Raw genomic sequence first — 16,899 nt, forward strand, 5'->3', positions numbered from 1 at the left:
AGAGCGGTCTGTGCGGGCTTCGTAGCGTGAGGATCACAAGGCAGAGGAGCCCATCATGAACAGCACGACAGACCTTCAGATCGATGCGGATCGCGCGTTGAAGGCGAAGCACAGGATCGTCTGGGCGCTCGGCGACTACGCCGCCGTCGCGCGTGAGGTGATCCCCGAACTCGGCAGGGTTCTCGTCGCTGTGAGCGGCGTCGGACCCGGCGACCGGGTGCTCGACGTCGCCGCCGGTACGGGCAACGCGTCGATCGAGGCTGCGCGTGCCGGAGCATCCGTGGTCGCCAGCGACCTCACGCCCGAGCTGCTCGAGATCGGACGCGCCGATGCCGTGCGTCAGGGCGTAGAGCTCACCTTCGAAGAGGCGGATGCCGAGGCGCTGCCCTATGCCGACGACTCGTTCGACGCGGTGCTCTCGTGCGTCGGCGTCATGTTCGCGCCGCACCACGAAGTCGCGGCCCGCGAGCTGACCCGGGTCGTGCGCCCGGGCGGCACTCTGGCATTGATCAACTGGACCCCCGAGGGTTTCATCGGCCAGCTGTTCGCCACGCTGAAGCAGTTCGTCCCCGCACCTCCCGCAGGAGTGCAGCCGCCACCGCTCTGGGGCGGCGAGGACCATGTGCGCGAGTTGCTCGGAGACCGCGTGACCGATCTGTCGATGGAGCACCGGCGGCTGTCGGTCGACAGGTTCGCGTCGGGCGCTGCGTTCCGGGACTTCTTCCGGGACTTCTACGGGCCCACCGCAGCCGCCTACCGAGGGATCGGCGACGACGACGAGCGTCGCGGTGAACTGGACGATGCCCTGGCCGCGCTCGGCGACCGTCACCTCGAGAGCGGCGCGATGGACTGGGAGTATCTGCTGGTGACCGCGACCGTGAAGTGAGCGCCCGCAACGGGATGCGGCTGCGTCAGCCCAGCGGGTTGTCCGCCAGCTTGCGGACGACGCCGCCCTCGACCAACCGGTGCGCCGCGGTGTGCGGTTTGCGTGCCGCCTGGTCGACGACGCCGGTGCCGAACTCCTGGGCGAGGTCGAGACGCGGATACACGTCGAGCACCTCGCGGATGAAGGCGTCGGGGAGCGCATCGGGTCGAGCGCCGGAGATGTCGAGACCGGTCGCGATCTCGAGCAGGTATCCCTCGATGTCGAGGTCGGGATCGACGGCCGGCCAGTTATGGCGCACGATCACCTCGAGCGCACGCTGACCCCGGTGCTGGTCCCATCCGGCACCGCGGGTGAGCGCGACCGCCACGTGGCCTCCGGACTCCTCATACGAGCGGAGCACGTTGTCGAACTCGGGCACCAGGCCGATGTCGTGCAGCACGGCAGCGACGTAGAGGAGTTCGTGGTCGATGTCCGTCCGGTCCTCGACGACCGCGAAGGCCTCGGCCCACAGCCACGACCGCAGCACATGATTCAGCATGGACGGGGAGTGATACTGCGTCGCGAGAGACAGGGCGGCGCGGGCCGCCGCCGAGTCCGGCTGCGCGAACGAGGCCGGTGTCAGGTGGTCGGGCGTCGCGTTCTCACTCATGCCGGTCAGCGTATCGCCCGGCCACTCACGACGAGAACGGCGGATGACACTCGGATGACACAATGACGGGATGCAGCTGCACACGGCGACCTTCGGCTCAGGCGAGCACCATGTCGGACTGATACACGGCCTGGGAGCCGACGGCACGACGTGGCAGCCGTTGATCGATCTGATGCTCGCCACGGGCCGGTACACCGTGACGACGATCGACCTGCGGGGGCACGGGCGCAGCGACCGGGCGTCGTCATACACCCTGGGCGAACTCGCCGACGACGTCGTGGAGTCGCTGCCGCAGGGGCTGCACAGCGTCGTCGGGCACTCGCTGGGTGGCGCGGTACTCGTCCGCGCGGTCGAACGGCTCCGTCCGCAGCATGCGGTCTACCTCGACCCCGGCTTCGGTCTCGCGCTCCCGACCACCGGTCTCGCGGGCCGCGCCTTCTGGGCGGTTCCGGCTCTCACCCTGGGTGCCGTCGGTGCGCGGCAGGCGCGGCGCAGCGCGTCGCAGCGAGCCGTCTACCCCGAGAGCATCCGGGAGTCGATGAAGGAGAGCCAGCGGCGCTTCGACTCGAAGATGGCGATCGGTGTGTTCCGCGAGATCGCGTTCCACCCGGTCGCGATCGCGGCTCCCGCGGTGCCGTCGACGATCGTGCTCTCCGACGAGTCGCCCGCCGTGCTGCCCGACACGATGGCGGCCGGTCTCGAACGTGAAGGGTGGGACATCCGTCGGATCCCGGGGGTCCACCACGACATGCACCTGGAAGACCCCGAGCGGGTGCTCGGAATTCTCGCGGACGTGCTCTGAGACGCATCCGCACCTTTATCGAGGTCCTCTCGCAGGAGTGGTGAGTCTCGACGACGACCACCACCACCGCGCATGCGGTCGTCGTATGCGGCTGCTGCGCGGATGCGGGGACGGGTCAGGCCCGCGACTTCTCCGCCTGCGCGAGAACGCGCTGAAGCGGTCGGTAGTGCTCGACGACAGCCGCACGGTACGCGGCGACATCGCCGGCGCGCACCGCCGCGAGCATGTCGCCATGCGCGACCGCGGTCTGATGGATGTCCTCCGGCTGAGCGATGTCGAGCTGGGGGAGGACGGCGGTGTGCACGTCCCAGAAGGCGCCGACGAGCTGACCGACGAGCCGATTGCCGATCGCCTCGAAGAGCTTGGTGTGGAAGAGCCGGTCGGCCTCGAGGAAGTGCTCGCCTCGGCTCGCCTTGTCGACCATCTCGGCGACGAGTTCGTCGAGTTCTCCGTCGGAATCGACCTGGGCGGCCGCGACGACGCGCTCAGCCATGGAGAGATCGAGAGCCAGCCGCACCTCGACGACCTCGCGCAGCGACTGCAGAGATCCTTCGGGGGACAGGACTCCTCGGAAGACCAGGGCCTCGACCATCGGATCCAGCGACATCGAGCCGACGTAGGTGCCGTGGCCGTGTCGGACATCGACGATGTCGAGCGTCGACAGTGTGCGGATCGCCTCCCTGACCGATGAGCGCGATACGTCGAGTTCTTCGCAGAGCTCGGTCTCCGTCGGGAGTGGGTCGCCGGGGGTGAGCCCGCGGGCGATGATGAGCTGCTTGATCTGATCCGCCGTCGTCGAGCGCCGCATCCGCGATGCCCTACTCGTGGTGGACTTCATCTGGTCTCCCTCTCGTCCCGACTCAAACGCTCCGATCATCTCACTCTTGTGATCTGATCGAACCTGTGTTTAGAGTACATCAGACATCAGACATCAGATGTCCTCAAGATGTCCCCCCACCACCTGGAGCACACATGAACCGACACATCACTCGCCGTCGCGCGGGTCGATTCGCGATGGTGATCGCCGGCACCGTCGCCGCCTCCCTCGCCCTTGCCGGCTGCGGAGGCGCCTCGGCAGATCCCGACACGGGCGCGGCTGCTGCCGACATCGACCCGGACGCGATCATCGAAGCAGGAATCTCGTACACGCTGAACGGCAGCTTCGACCCGATGGTCGCCTCCGGCGCCGTCACCGTCTCTGCGAACTGGCACGTCTTCGAGGGGCTCGTCGATCTCGACCCCGTGACGCAGAAGGCGGAGCCCGCGCTCGCCGCCGAGATGCCGACGAAGGTCGACGACACGACGTACGAGATCGACCTGCGCGAGGGCGCGACGTTCCACAACGGCGATCCCGTCACCGCGGAGGATGTCGTCTTCAGCTACGAGCGTGTGCTGAACCCCGACAACAACTCGCTGTTCCGCACCTTCATCGACTTCGTCGACACCGTCACCGCGGTCGACGAGGACACCGTGCAGATCACGACCGACTACCCGTTCTCGCTGATCGAGGAGCGCCTCGGCGTCGTGAAGATCGTGCCCAAGTCCGTGGTCGAGGCCGACCCCGAGGGCTTCGGCACCAACCCGGTCGGCTCAGGGCCGTACTCCCTGGTGTCGGCCGTGCCCGAGGACAAGATCGTCTTCGAGAGGTACGACGACTACAACGGGCCGCACCCGGCCCTCGCCGCGGGCATGAACTGGAACCTGCTGTCCGACGCCTCCGCCAGAGTCACTGCGATGTCGACCGGCACCATCCAGGCGATGGAGGACGTGCCCTACATCGACGTCGACTCGCTGGCATCCGCCGCCGACGTCGAGAGCGTGCAGTCCTTCGGGCTGCTGTTCATGATGTTCAACACCAAGGCAGCGCCGTTCGACGACGTCCGCGTGCGTCAGGCGATGCACTACGCCCTCGACATGGACAAGATCATCGAGACCGGGATGCTCGGCAACGCGACCCCCGCCACGTCGTTCCTGCCCGAGACGTACCCGAACTACAACGAGGCCTCGACGGTCTACAGCTACGACCCCGAGAAGGCCGAAGAGCTGCTGGCCGAGGCGGGCGTCGACGACCTGTCGATCACGCTGCTCACCACCGACACCGGCTGGGTGAAGGAGGTCGCGCCGCTGATCAAGGAATCGCTGGACGCCATCGGCATCGACACGACACTCGACATCGGGCAGTCGGCTGCGATGTACGAGAAGGTCGACTCCGGCGACTACACGGTCGCGATCGCACCGGGAGACCCGTCGGTCTTCGGCGTCGACCCCGACCTGCTGATGAACTGGTGGTACGGCGAGAACGTCTGGACCCAGACCCGCACCAACTGGGCCGACTCGCCCGAGTACGCCGAACTGCGCACGCTCCTCGATGACGCCGTGCAGCAGCAGGGCGACGAGCAGCAGGCCACGTGGGACAAGGCATACGACCTGCTCTCCGACCAGGCAGTGCTCTACCCGCTGTTCCACCGCAAGCTCCCCACCGCGTGGAGCAGCCAGGAGCTGATCGGCTTCGCTCCCGTCCCCACCACCGGCCTGTCGTTCCTCGACGTCGGCGTGGCGGCGAAGTAGCCCCGGTCTCCACGGCGGGGATGCGCGCCCGAGCGCATCCCCGCCACACCTCCCCNGCGGCACGTGTCCAACACGCTCCGCCTCATCGGACGACGGCTTCTGCAGCTGCCGTTCATGATCCTCGGCATCACGTTCCTCGTCTTCTTCGTGATGTCGTTCTCGCCCGTCGACCCCGCACGCACCGCGCTCGGAGAGACCGCGTCCCCCGAGGCGCTCGAGGCGTACCGAGAGCAGTACGGCCTCGATCAGCCGCTGCTCGTGCGCTACTTCACCTTCTTGATCGGGCTGCTGCAGGGCAACCTCGGCACCTACTCGGCACGGAGTCTTCCGGTGATCGATGAGGTCGTCCGTGCCTTCCCCGTCACGCTGGCGCTGACCTTCCTCGGCCTTCTCATCGCCGTCATCGTCGCCTTCGCGATCGGCGTCCTCGCCGCCGTCTACCGCGACCGCTGGCCCGACCAGCTCATCCGCATCATCGGGGTCGCGTCGCTGTCGACGCCCTCGTTCTGGCTCGCGATCCTGCTCATCCAGCTCTTCACCCTCGGGCCGAACGTGCTCCCCGCATCCGGACCGCTCCCGGACTTCTGGGAGGACCCGTCAGGGTGGCTCGCCCGCATGGCGCTGCCGGCCATCGCTCTCGCCGTTCCCGTGATCGGTCAGCTGTCCCGTGTCGTTCGCACCTCGATGGTCGAGGAGCTCGACCGAGACTACGTGCGCACCGCTCTCGGCGCAGGCATCCCGCGAACCGTCGTCGTCGGCCGCAACGTGCTGCGCAACGCACTGATCACGCCCGTGACCGTGCTCGGTCTGCGCATCGGCTACCTCATCGGCGGAGCGGTCGTTATCGAGATCATCTTCGCGATCCCCGGCATGGGCACGCTGATCCTCAACGGCGTGACCAACAACGAACCCAATCTCGTGCAGGGCGTGACTCTCGCAGTGTCACTGGCCTTCGTGGTGATCAACATCATCGTCGACCTCCTGTACGTGCTCATCAATCCCCGAATCCGGGCGGTGTGACATGCGACGCAAACTGACTCAACGACTCTCGCTTCCGGGCCTCCGGCTGGGCGGCCTGTCCCTCGGCTCCCTGATCTGCATCGTCGTGCTGGCGATCATCGCCATCGCCGCGATCGCTGCGCCCCTGGTCGCACCGTTCGACCCCTTGGCCTCCGGCCCCCCGGTGCAGCCGCCGAGCGCGGAGCATTGGTTCGGCACCGACCGCCAGGGCCGCGACATCTTCTCTCGGCTCGTCTACGGCGCCAGGTACTCGCTGGTGATCGGACTCGGCGCGACCTTGGTCGCCCTGGCCGCCGCGTGCGTGTTCGGCACCATCGCCGCGACCGCTCCCCGATGGATCTCCGAGACGCTCATGCGGGTGATGGACATCGTGATGTCCTTCCCCGGCATCGCACTCGCCGCGGTGTTCGTGGCGGTGTTCGGCAAATCGCTGCCGGTGCTCGTCCTGACGATCGCCTTCCTCTACGTGCCGCAGCTCACCCGCATCATCCGCGCGAACATCCTCGACCAGTACGGCGAGGACTACGTCTCCGCCGTGCGCGTCATGGGAGCGGGCACTCCCCGGATCATCGCCAAGCACGTCGCCCGCAACGCGATGGCCCCGGTGCTCGTCTTCGCGACTGTGCTCGTCGCCGACGCGATCGTCTTCGAGGCGTCGCTGTCGTTCCTGCAGGCCGGCGTGCCCGACCCCGAGCCGTCGTGGGGCAACGTGATCGCCGCCGGGCGCAACCTGCTGATGAGCGGGGCGTGGTGGGCGACCTTCTTCCCCGGCATCCTCATCATGATCACGGTGCTGTGTCTCAACATCCTCTCCGAGGGGATGACCGACACGATGGTGTCGCCGCGTGCACGCAAGATCAGCGCGGATGCCGCGAACACCGAGGAGTCCACCCACGAGCTCGAAGAGGCGGCCGCCGGCCCCGACGACACGAACGTCATCGTCACGGTCGACACCGCCGTCAACCTCTCGGTTCCGAGCGGAGTCCCGGACGTGCTGGTGCCCGTCGCCCCCGCGGTGCCTCTCGCCGACCGCCTCGCCGATCTGCGTCAGCGCGAGCTCGCGCGTACCGATCGTCTCGTGTACTCGGGCGACGACACCCCGCTGCTCGACGTGCAGGACCTCTGCATCTCGTTCCCGCGGCACGGTGACGTCGACGTGGTCGACCATGTCAGCTTCACCGTGCGCCCCGGCGAGACCATGGCGCTGGTCGGCGAATCGGGTTGCGGCAAGTCGATCACGTCCCTCGCGATCATGGGCCTGCTCGACCCGAAGGCCGACATCCGCGGTCGCATCCTCTTCGACGGTCAGGATCTGCTGCAGATGAACCCGAAGCGTCGCAACGCGCTCCGCGGGCACGACATCGCGATGATCTACCAGGATGCGCTGAGCTCGCTGAACCCGGCGATGCTCATCCGCTCGCAGATGAAGCAGCTCACCTCCCGAGGGGGCACCCGCACGGCGGAGGACCTGCTCGAACTGGTGGGTCTCGACCCCGCTCGCACACTCGCCTCGTACCCGCACGAGCTGTCGGGAGGTCAGCGGCAGCGCGTGCTGATCGCGATGGCGCTCACCCGCGACCCGCGACTGGTGATCGCCGACGAGCCGACCACCGCTCTCGACGTCACGGTGCAGGCGCAGGTCGTCGAGCTGCTGATGCGACTGCAGCGCGAGCTCGGCTTCGCCCTCGTCTTCGTGTCGCACGACCTGGCGCTCGTCGCCGAGCTCACTCACCGCATCACGGTGATGTACGCGGGGCAGGTCGTCGAGCAGGGCACGACCAGGGAGATCCTGACCCAGCCGGTGCACGAGTACACGCAGGGCCTCCTCGGCGCTGTGCTCTCGATCGAGGCGGGCTCCGACAGGCTCCACCAGGTCTCCGGCGTCGTCCCGTCGCCGCGCGACTTCCCCGCGGGCGACCGTTTCGCTCCTCGTTCGTCCGACCCGGCCCGCTATGCGGGGGCCGTGCCTGTGCGACGTCGGATCCGAGGAACCGAGCACTACTACGCGGCGCATCCCGACGATGCGCCCATCGACGCGATCGGAGCAGGACGATGAGCGACACCGTCATCGAGCTCGAGGACGTTCACGTCCGCTACAAGACGCGTGCATCGTCGCTGTTCAGGCCGAAGTACGTCGACGCCCTCGCCGGTGTCTCGCTCTCCGTGAAGCGCGGGCAGACGCTGGGGATCGTGGGAGAGTCGGGCTCGGGCAAGTCCACCTCCGCCAAGGTGCTGGTCGGGCTCGAGAAGCCGACCAGCGGCCGAGTCGTGTTCGACGGCGAGACCGTGACATCGTTCACGCCGGCGGTGCGCCGACGCCTCGGTCGGATCCTGTCCGTGGTCTTCCAGGATCCTGCGACGGCTCTGAACGCCCGGATGACCGTGCGCGATGCGCTGTTGGATCCGATGCAGGTGCACCGGCTGGGCACGCCCGCCAGCCGCGACCGCAAGGTGCGCGACCTGATCGGACTCGTCGGGCTGCCTGCCTCCGCACTCGAGGCCCTGCCCAGCCAGCTCTCGGGGGGTCAGCGCCAGCGTGTCGCCATCGCCAGGGCACTGGTGCTCGATCCGCAGGTCATCGTCGCGGACGAACCCACCTCGGCGCTCGATGTCTCCGTGCGCGCTCAGATCCTCAACCTGCTCACCGACCTCAAGGAGCAGCTCGGCCTGGGCATGGTCTTCATCTCGCATGACATCCAGACCGTCCGCTACCTCTCAGACGAGATCGCCGTGATGAACCGGGGGAGGGTCGTCGAGTTCGGCGACGCCGCCCGCGTGTTCGAGGCACCCTCCGACGACTACACCAGAACGCTGCTGGGCGCTGCGCCCTCGCTGCTCGAACCGACCAACTGAAACGACCGGAACACAATGACTGCTGCATCCTCCTCCGTCACCTTCACCGGTGTCATCCCGCCCGTCGCCACCCCGCTGCTGCCCGACGGCACGATCGACCACGTCTCGCTGGAGCGGCTCGTCGAACGGCTCATCGCCGAGGGCGTCTCTGGGCTTTTCGCGCTCGGATCGACGGGCGAGACCGCCTACTTCACCGACGATCAGCGCGTCGAGCTGCTCACCACGATCGTGAGGGTGAACGCCGGTCGGGTGCCGATCATCGCCGGGGCGATCGAGCTGACCGCCCCCCGCATCATCGAGACCGCGCGGCGTCTGGTGGCAGCCGGCGCACAGGCGATCGTCACGACGGCACCGCTCTACACGCTGAACTCGGCCGCTGAGGTCGCCGATCACTTCCGCGCGATCGCCGCCGCGATCGACGTGCCGCTGTGGGCCTACGACGTGCCGGTCCGCGTGCATTCCAAGCTCGGCATCGACCTGCTCGTGCAGCTCGGCAAGGAAGGCGTCATCCACGGCGTCAAGGACTCGTCGGGAGACGACGTCTCGTTCCGTCGTCTGATCGCGGCCAACGTCGAGGCCGGGCGTCCGCTGCAGCTGCTCACCGGACACGAGCTCGTGGTCGACGCCATGGCCCTGGCCGGAGCCGACGGGGTGGTTCCCGGCTTCGCGAACGTCGAAGCCGAGGGGTACGTCAGGCTGTGGGATGCCACGCAGCGCGGCGACTGGACCGAGGCGCGCACCGAGCAGGAGCGCATCAATCGCGCGTTCGACATCGTCTTCGAGCCGCGGGGCCTCTCGGGCGACGCGACCGGTGTCGGTGCGTTCAAGGCGGCCATGCACGCCCGCGGCATCATCGATCACGCGACGATGGCCCACACCGTGCAGTCGCTCGACGGCGACACGGTCTCGCGCATCCGCCACATCCTGTCCGAGCAGGGGATGCTGCCGGTCGCCGTCTCCTGATGGCCGGCCGTCCCGTGCATGCGCCGCCGCGCGAGGTCGTTCTTGCCGTCGACATCGGCGGAACCAAGACGGCGGCGGCTCTCGTCGATCGCGACGGTGTGCTGCTGCGCACCGAGACGGCGCCGACGAGGGCGGCTGAAGGACCGGCGGCTGTCGTCTCGACCGTCGCCGGACTCGCGCGGAGGCTCCGCGCCGGGGTGCCGGTGCTGCTCTCCGGCGTCGGGATCGGCACGGCCGGAGTCGTGAACGTCTCGACCGGCTCGATCGTCTCGGCGACCGACACCTTCGCCGACTGGCCCGGCACACCCGTCGCCCAGCTCGTGCGGGAGGCGCTGGGGGAGTCGCTCGCGCCAGACGCCCCGGTCGTCGTGCAGAACGACGTCGACGCGCACGCCGAGGGAGAGCACCGGCACGGAGCGGCGGCCGATGCCGCGAGCGTGCTCGTCGTCGCCGTGGGAACCGGTGTGGGTGCAGGGCTCATCCTCGACGGCAGCGCCCTCCGCGGCGCCCATCACGTCGCGGGCGAGATCGCCCACCTGCCGACTCCGGGTGCCGAGCATCTGCGCTGTCCCTGCGGTCGCATGGGTCATCTCGAAGCCATCGGCTCGGGCATCGGCATGCACGCGCACTTCCGTTGGCTCGGCGGAGATCCGCTCATCGCCGATGCCCGCGGCGTTGCGGCCGCTGCGGCAGACGGCGACCCGATCGCCCGCCGTGCCGTCAGCGAATCGGCTGCCGCCGTCGGGCGCGCGCTCGCCGGCGCCGCCACGATCCTCGACCCAGAGCGGATCGTGATCACCGGGGGAGTGCCGAAGATCGGCGATGCCTGGTGGACGCCGATGCAACGCGCCTTCGTCGCCGACGCCATCGACGCGCTGCAGTCCACCCCGATCCTGCCGGGCGTGCTCGGCGACGACGCTCCGCTGCGAGGCGCAGCAGCATCCGCCTGGAGGGCGATATGACAACCACGGACATCCTCGACAAGCTGCGCGGCGGCCTCGTCGTCTCGTGCCAGGCGTACCCCGGCGAGGCGATGCGCGACCCTCGCACCATGGCGCAGATCGCACAGGCGGCGGTGGTCGGCGGAGCCGTCGGCATCCGGGTGCAGGGCATCGACGACATCAGAGCGGTCGCAGGCATGACCGTGCCGGTGATCGGGCTGTGGAAGGACGGCGATTCCGACGTCTTCATCACGCCGACGCTCGAGCACGCGAAAGCGGTCGCCGATGCGGGCGCCGACATCGTCGCCATCGACGGGACCCGCAGGCCGCGGCCCGACGGGAGGAGTCTCGCTGAGACTGTCGCGGCGCTCCGAGAGCACACGGATGCACTGATCATGGCCGATTGCGGCTCACTCGATGATGCCCTCGGGGCGGAGCGGGCCGGGGCGGACATCGTGGGTACCACGCTCTCGGGTTACACGTCGGAGCGCCCGAAGACCGAGGGCCCCGATCTCGAGCTGATCGCGCTGCTCGCGGCGCACTGCACGACTCCGATCATGGCGGAGGGGCGGATCCACTCGCCTGCTCAAGCAACGGCCGCGGCCGCGGCGGGAGCTTTCGCCGTGTGCGTCGGCACCGCGATCACCCACCCGGCGACCATCACGTCGTGGTTCGTCGCCGCACTCATCGAGGAGAGCTGATGGACGTCGTCATCGCACCAGACGAGCAGGTCGGCGAGATCGTCGCGGACGACATCGCAGCCCTGATCGCGGCTCGACCGGATGCCGTGCTCGGCCTCGCGACGGGATCGAGCCCGCTGCGCATCTACGATGCCGTGGCAGAGCGCGTCGCTCGCCGGCAGCTCTCGCTCGCCCGCGCTCGCGGCTTCATGCTCGACGAATACGTCGGGTTGCCTCCGGGTCATCCGTGCCGTTACAGCACGGTGATCGACGAGGACTTCGTCTCGCGCGTGGACTTCGCCCCCGGCGCGGTGCGCGGACCCGACGGTGACGCCGCCGACCTGACCGCGGCCTGCACCGACTACGAGGACTCGATACGCGAGGCGGGTGGTGTCGACCTGCAGATCCTGGGCATCGGCACCGACGGGCACATCGCCTTCAACGAGCCCGGTTCGTCGCTCGCGTCGCGGACCCGCGTGAAGACGCTCACCGCGCAGACGCGCGCGGACAACGCCCGGTTCTTCGGCGGCGACATCGACGCGGTTCCCCGACACTGTGTCACCCAGGGGCTCGGCACGATCATGGACGCCCGACGCATCGTCCTCGTCGCGACCGGTGACGCGAAGGCGGAGGCGATCGCGCATCTCGTCGAGGGCCCTGTGTCGGCCCGCTGGCCGGCGACGGTGCTCCAGCACCATCGCCGCGTCACGGTGCTCGTCGATGACGCCGCCGCGTCGCGGATCGAGCTCGCGGACTACTACCGGCACGCCCACGCGCACCGCCACCTGGTGTCATGACCGAGTCGCTCGCACCGCTGCTGGTCAGCTCCTACGCGGTCTCACCGGCTCACACGACCTGGGATCCCGCACTCGAGGCTGCACTCCTGCCCGCCCTCTGCGCGCTGCCAGGGGTCGCAGGGCTCGAGGTGCCGTGGATGGGGCGCCTGCATCCTCATGATCCGGAATGGTTCCTGAGCCACGCGCCTGCCGGTGCAGAACTCGCGGTGACCCCGTTGCCGTGGGTCATGAAGCGGTGCGGCACGGATGCTCGTTATGGCATCGCATCGCCCGACGACGAGGGACGCCGCGCCGCCCTCGCCGACCTGCGCGCGGTCGCCGACGACGTGCAGCGGATCGGGGCCGAGAGTGACGCATCCGTGACCCTGGTGGCTCTGCACACGGCACCCCAGGGGAATGCAGCACGGCCACCGCTGGTCGAATCCCTGGCCGAGATCACGCAATGGGACTGGGCAGGAGCGCAGCTCGTCATCGAGCACTGCGACGCCGCGACCGCGAGTCACCCCTGGGAGAAGGGCTTCCTGTCACTCGACGAGGAGATCGGTGCGATCCTCTCGGTCGAGGCTCCGATCTCGCTCTGGCTGAACTGGGGGCGCTCGGTGATCGAGACCCGCGACGCCGACGCCGTGACCGAGCAGATCGCCCTCGCCGCGGCGACTGGTCTTCTCGCCGGGCTGACGTTCTCGGGATCCGCCTCGGTGGATGGACCCTACGGACCGGCCTGGACGGACGGTCATCTGCCGCTCGCGGCGGCGGATTCTGATTCGGGTTCTCTGCTGGGCGAGGCCCATGTCGCCGCCGCGCTCGCTGCAGCTGCTGGTGTCGAGCGGCTCGGGCTGAAGGTGAGCAGGCGCCCGCGTGATCGGACGGTGCACGATCTCGTCCGGACCGTCGCGGACAACTTCGACGCCCTACGCTCCGTGTTGAGCTGACCCCCTCACCTAGGGTGAGGGGGTGCAGCCCTCACCCGACCGCGACGCGACAGTGCGCACTCGGCGCCGACGGCTTCTGATCGCGGCCGTCCTGGTCATCGTGGTCGGCCTCGCCGTGCACCTGATCGGCAGCGGCCCGGTGGCGGACTTCACGGGCGATGCCCTCTACGCCGTGATGATCTACCTCGTCATCGCCGTCGTGTTCGCGCGCGCCGCCTCCTGGGCCGTCGGCGCTGCCGCAGTCGTCGTCTGCACCCTGATCGAGCTGTTCCAGCTCACCGGTCTCCCCGGAGTGTGGGCAGAGGCGTTCTGGCCCGTGCGACTGGTGCTGGGTGCAGGCTTCGACGCACGCGACCTCATCGCCTACGCGGTGGGCGCGGCCGCAGCAACGGTGTGCGATCTGGTTACGCGGCGGAGGCCTCCTCGGTGAAGTCGGCACGGCGCTGGCCTGTCGCAGAGAGTTCCCCAGCAGCGGGCACCCTGTCTCTGTGGCCGTTCGATGACGAGGTGCCGGGCTTGCTGTCCGGAACCGCCGGAGCCTCTGGGGTCAGACGGTGCTTTGCGACGGTTCTTCGTCCGCCGCTTTCTGCCGTGATCTGACTGCGGCGAACGCTGCTGACCACGCTGCACCTACTCCGGCGGCCATCGCGCTTGCTGCTGCCATCTGCGCGCCGGACTCCGCCATGGCCGACACAGTGAACCACACCACGGCAACGCCGATTCCTACGATGGCTCCCACGGAGATCAGCCTGAATGTCGTGCGCAGTCGTCGAGTTCGGTACGGATCGGTTGCCCTGTTCTGGTGCATGATCCGATCAAACCGTCCGAGTCCCGCGAGGGCATCCCCCTCGCGGGGGACCTGGGGGATGAGATGGGAAGCGCGCTTCGTTCCTGAGCATCAAATGATTGAAGCGCGCCAACCCCTCAGGCGGCGCTCTGCCGCAGGGCGGGCCGGGTGAGTCGGGGGATCAGCGACGGGGTGTTCTCGCGGTACTCGATGTAGTCGGCGCGGTCGCCCCACTTCTTCTCAGCGCGTGCCTCGAGCAGCGGGATGCCGCTGACCCGGGTGAGAAGCAGGATGACGAACAGCGGCGACAGGATCGCGACCCACTGCCATCCGGCGAGCACCGGTGCGGCGGTGAGGAAGACGCCCACCCAGAGCACGATCTCACCGAAGTAGTTGGGGTGACGCGAGCGCGACCACAGGCCGGTGCGGATGAACTCGTCCTTGTGGGCCGGGTCTGCGCGGAACGCCGACTTCTGCGCGTCGGCGACGATCTCGATCACGAGGCCGAGCGCCCAGACGATGATGCCGACGACGGTCAGCCATCCGATGGGGGCCCGCGCGCCGGCATCCGTGCTGATCGCGATCCATGCCGCGGCTGCCGTGATCGACACCCACGCGCCCTGGATCACCCACACCTGCAGGAAGCGCACGGGGGAGCCCTTGATCTCGTCGAAGCGTCCGTCGGACCCGGCCTTGTGCACGCGCATGGCGAGGAACGATCCGAGGCGCGCGGCCCACAGGATCACCATCGCCGCGAGGATCCAGCTGCGGGCGTCCGGCATGGGCGTCAGCAGCACGAGGGCCACGGAGATCGCCAGGAACGTGAGGCTGCCGGTGAGGTCGAAGAACCGCTCGGTGCGCAGGAGCATCGCCGGGATGAAGGCGAGGATCTGGATCGCGTATGCCCCGGCGACGGCGAGGGCGAACAGCGGGATGCCGCCGAGCGTCGCACCGCCCTGACTGCCGGCGAGCGCGACGAGCGCCCCGATGGCGAGCGCGACGATGATCGCGATGAGCGAGGCGCGCGAGGACTTGGGCTTCGTGGGTGTGGGGGAGGACATCGTGTTCTTTCCGGTTCTCAGAGGTACAGGTCTTCGACGGTGGCGCCGGCGCGATCGAGCACCACGCTCCGCTTGAGCTTCATGGTGGGCGTGACCAGCCCGCGGTCCTCGAGGTCGGCGAAGACCACGCTGAAGCGACGCACCTGCTCGCTGCGTGCCACCAGCGCATTCGCGGCGTCGACGGCGCGCTGCAGGTGGGCGCGAAGCGCGGGGTCGGTGACCTCGCGGATGTCGGGCTGGGTGACGGCGGGGATACTGGTGCCCTGGGCGTCCGCCCATGCCAGAGTCTGCTCGGGGTCGAGCACGAGCAGCGCCGAGAGGTACGGCTTTCCCTCGCCCACCATCACGGCATGCGAGACGAGCGGATCGGCTTCGACGGCGCTCTCCCAGCGGGTCGGCACGATCGTCTTGCCGTTGGAGGTCACGATCACGTCTTTGAGGCGGCCCTCGAGGATCAGCCGGCCCTGGTCGTCGAGACGCCCGAGGTCGCCGGTGCGGAAGAAGCCGTCGACGAAGGCGCCCTCGTCATGGGCCGGATTGCGATAGCCGCTGAAGACGCCGAGACCGCGGGCGAGGACTTCGCCCTCGTCGCTGATGCGCACCGTGAGCCCCGGCAGTGGAGAGCCGACGCTGCCGGAGGAGATGCGACCGGGCAGGTTGCCGGTCAGGGGTGCGGTCGTCTCGGTGAGGCCGTAGCCCTCGATGACGGGGACCCCGATGCCGCGGAAGAAGAGCGAGAGATCGGTGTCGAGCGCGGCCCCACCCGACAGGATGTAGCCGACGCGTCCGCCCATCACGGTGCGAAGGCGCCGGTAGAAGAGCGCGTCGAAGAAGCGGTGACGCAGGGTGAGCCCGCGGTCCCTCGGCACACGGCGGCCGGCATCGACGCGTTCGGCGCGGCGGCCCCAGGCGATGGCCGTCGAGCGGGCCTTCGTCCACACCGCCGAGAGCTTCTTCTCAGCGGCCTTGTCGCCAGCGGCCGCCTGGATCTTCTGCAGCACGCGGGGCACGACGACCAGGAAGGTCGGGCGCAGCGTGTCGAGCGTGGCGACGACCGTCGACGGGTCGGACAGGTGCGCGATGCGCATGCCGCTGGCCAGGCAGATCAGCTGCAGACCGCGCGCCAGCACGTGCGCGAGCGGCAGGAAGATGACGGTGTTCCCGCTCTCGTTCACGATCTCGTGGTACGCGGCGGCGATGTTGAGCACCTGCCCGAGGAAGTTCCGATGAGTGAGTACGACGCCCTTGGGCTCGCCGGTGGTGCCCGAGGTGTAGACGATCGTCGCCGGGTCGTCCTGAGACGCAGACGTCCTGCGCGACTCGAGCTCCTCGTCGGTGACATTGACGCCCCGCGCGACCAGGTCGATGAGAGCGCTGGGCGAGGCGACATCCATCGTCCAGGCTCCGAGCGTGACCCCATCCGTCTTCGCGAGTGCCGCCTGCAGAAGAGCCGCGTGCTCCATGGTGCCGCCGATCGCGAGACGCACCCCGGCATCCGCGACGATCGCGTCGACCTGGGACGCAGAGGAGGTCTCGTAGATCGGCACGACGACGGCGCCGGCGAACCAGGACGCGAGGTCGGCGACGGCCCATTCGTAGCGCGTCGGCGCCATGATCGCGATCGGGTCGCCAGCCTGCACGCCGGAGGCGATGAAGCCCTTCGCGAGAGCGCGCACCTCATCAGAGAAGGCCTGCGTCGTGATCGGTCGCCAGGGTGCTGCGGCATCCGCTCCTGCGACCTCGAAGGCGACATGATCAGGAGCGGCGGCGACGCGTGCGACGAGCAGGTCGGTGACGTTGCGGTACCCGTCGAGGTCTGCAAGCGGCGGGGTCGATGACTCGATCATCGGGGCTCCTCTCGGTCGTGCGGGGTGGCTCTCAGACGCGTGACGCGGGCCTGCGTCGGAGCATTCGGCCTACAACGCGGGCGCGCGAGTACCGCCCGTATCCTCTTGTTCGG

Annotated in this window: 16 protein-coding genes; 12 read left to right on the forward strand and 4 right to left on the reverse strand. The window is 68.8% G+C overall.

Going from position 1 to position 16,899, the window contains the following annotated elements; all coding sequences use genetic code 11:
• Positions 1-55: 55 nt before the first annotated feature.
• Positions 56-886: a class I SAM-dependent methyltransferase gene (locus ASF80_RS12900; protein WP_056311317.1), complete on the forward strand. Its 831-nt coding sequence runs from the start codon at positions 56-58 to the stop codon at positions 884-886.
• A 25-nt stretch (positions 887-911) separates the two neighbouring features.
• Here ASF80_RS12900 and ASF80_RS12905 read toward each other — a convergent pair whose 3' ends face one another.
• Positions 912-1,535, reverse strand: coding sequence for an HD domain-containing protein (locus ASF80_RS12905; protein WP_056311319.1), 624 nt, complete (start codon positions 1,533-1,535; stop codon positions 912-914).
• Positions 1,536-1,605: 70 nt separating this feature from the next.
• Between ASF80_RS12905 and ASF80_RS12910 the strand changes: the two genes are divergently transcribed.
• Positions 1,606-2,337 carry an alpha/beta fold hydrolase gene (locus ASF80_RS12910; protein ID WP_056311321.1) on the forward strand — a complete coding sequence of 244 codons (732 nt, stop codon included), beginning with the start codon at positions 1,606-1,608 and terminating at the stop codon, positions 2,335-2,337.
• Between the two features lie 115 nt (positions 2,338-2,452).
• Here the strand turns inward: ASF80_RS12910 and ASF80_RS19415 are convergent, their stop codons facing one another.
• The gene (locus tag ASF80_RS19415; protein ID WP_321163971.1) at positions 2,453-3,175 is read right to left on the reverse strand and encodes a FadR/GntR family transcriptional regulator; all 723 of its coding nucleotides are present in this window, start codon (positions 3,173-3,175) and stop codon (positions 2,453-2,455) included.
• Between the two features lie 134 nt (positions 3,176-3,309).
• On the opposite strand from ASF80_RS19415, the gene ASF80_RS12920 reads away from it, so the two are divergent.
• From ASF80_RS12920 to ASF80_RS12965, 10 genes are all read left to right on the forward strand, one after another.
• Positions 3,310-4,905 (forward strand): ABC transporter substrate-binding protein, encoded by a 1,596-nt coding sequence (locus tag ASF80_RS12920; protein WP_056311325.1) that lies wholly within the window; start codon positions 3,310-3,312, stop codon positions 4,903-4,905.
• A 63-nt stretch (positions 4,906-4,968) separates the two neighbouring features.
• Positions 4,969-5,925, forward strand: coding sequence for an ABC transporter permease (locus ASF80_RS12925; protein WP_056311327.1), 957 nt, complete (start codon positions 4,969-4,971; stop codon positions 5,923-5,925).
• Position 5,926: 1 nt separating this feature from the next.
• Positions 5,927-7,981 (forward strand): dipeptide/oligopeptide/nickel ABC transporter permease/ATP-binding protein, encoded by a 2,055-nt coding sequence (locus ASF80_RS12930; protein WP_056311329.1) that lies wholly within the window; start codon positions 5,927-5,929, stop codon positions 7,979-7,981.
• A complete protein-coding gene (locus ASF80_RS12935; RefSeq protein WP_056311331.1) occupies positions 7,978-8,778 on the forward strand; it encodes an ABC transporter ATP-binding protein in 801 nt (266 codons plus the stop codon). The genes ASF80_RS12930 and ASF80_RS12935 overlap by 4 nt, the downstream gene beginning before the upstream one ends.
• A gap of 15 nt (positions 8,779-8,793) precedes the next feature.
• The gene (locus ASF80_RS12940) at positions 8,794-9,741 is read left to right on the forward strand and encodes a dihydrodipicolinate synthase family protein (RefSeq protein WP_056311333.1); all 948 of its coding nucleotides are present in this window, start codon (positions 8,794-8,796) and stop codon (positions 9,739-9,741) included.
• The gene (locus ASF80_RS12945; RefSeq protein ID WP_056311334.1) at positions 9,741-10,703 is read left to right on the forward strand and encodes an ROK family protein; all 963 of its coding nucleotides are present in this window, start codon (positions 9,741-9,743) and stop codon (positions 10,701-10,703) included. Before ASF80_RS12940 ends, ASF80_RS12945 begins: the two co-directional genes overlap by 1 nt.
• Positions 10,700-11,383, forward strand: coding sequence for an N-acetylmannosamine-6-phosphate 2-epimerase (locus ASF80_RS12950; protein WP_056311336.1), 684 nt, complete (start codon positions 10,700-10,702; stop codon positions 11,381-11,383). The genes ASF80_RS12945 and ASF80_RS12950 overlap by 4 nt, the downstream gene beginning before the upstream one ends.
• Positions 11,383-12,159 carry a glucosamine-6-phosphate deaminase gene (gene nagB / locus ASF80_RS12955; RefSeq protein WP_056311338.1) on the forward strand — a complete coding sequence of 259 codons (777 nt, stop codon included), beginning with the start codon at positions 11,383-11,385 and terminating at the stop codon, positions 12,157-12,159. The genes ASF80_RS12950 and nagB overlap by 1 nt, the downstream gene beginning before the upstream one ends.
• Entirely contained in the window at positions 12,156-13,091 is a 936-nt protein-coding gene (locus ASF80_RS12960) for a DUF4862 family protein (RefSeq protein WP_056311340.1), read from the forward strand. Before nagB ends, ASF80_RS12960 begins: the two co-directional genes overlap by 4 nt.
• Positions 13,092-13,113: 22 nt before the next feature.
• Positions 13,114-13,521: a DUF2809 domain-containing protein gene (locus ASF80_RS12965; RefSeq protein ID WP_056311342.1), complete on the forward strand. Its 408-nt coding sequence runs from the start codon at positions 13,114-13,116 to the stop codon at positions 13,519-13,521.
• A 494-nt stretch (positions 13,522-14,015) separates the two neighbouring features.
• Here ASF80_RS12965 and ASF80_RS12970 read toward each other — a convergent pair whose 3' ends face one another.
• Both ASF80_RS12970 and ASF80_RS12975 read right to left on the reverse strand, forming a co-directional pair.
• Positions 14,016-14,939 (reverse strand): DUF1295 domain-containing protein, encoded by a 924-nt coding sequence (locus ASF80_RS12970; RefSeq protein ID WP_056311344.1) that lies wholly within the window; start codon positions 14,937-14,939, stop codon positions 14,016-14,018.
• Between the two features lie 17 nt (positions 14,940-14,956).
• Positions 14,957-16,786, reverse strand: a complete 1,830-nt coding sequence (locus ASF80_RS12975) for an AMP-dependent synthetase/ligase (protein ID WP_056311347.1) — start codon at positions 16,784-16,786, stop codon at positions 14,957-14,959.
• Positions 16,787-16,899 lie beyond the last annotated feature (113 nt).

Origin of the sequence: Microbacterium sp. Leaf159 (assembly GCF_001423615.1) — a bacterium.
Taxonomy (GTDB): domain Bacteria; phylum Actinomycetota; class Actinomycetes; order Actinomycetales; family Microbacteriaceae; genus Microbacterium.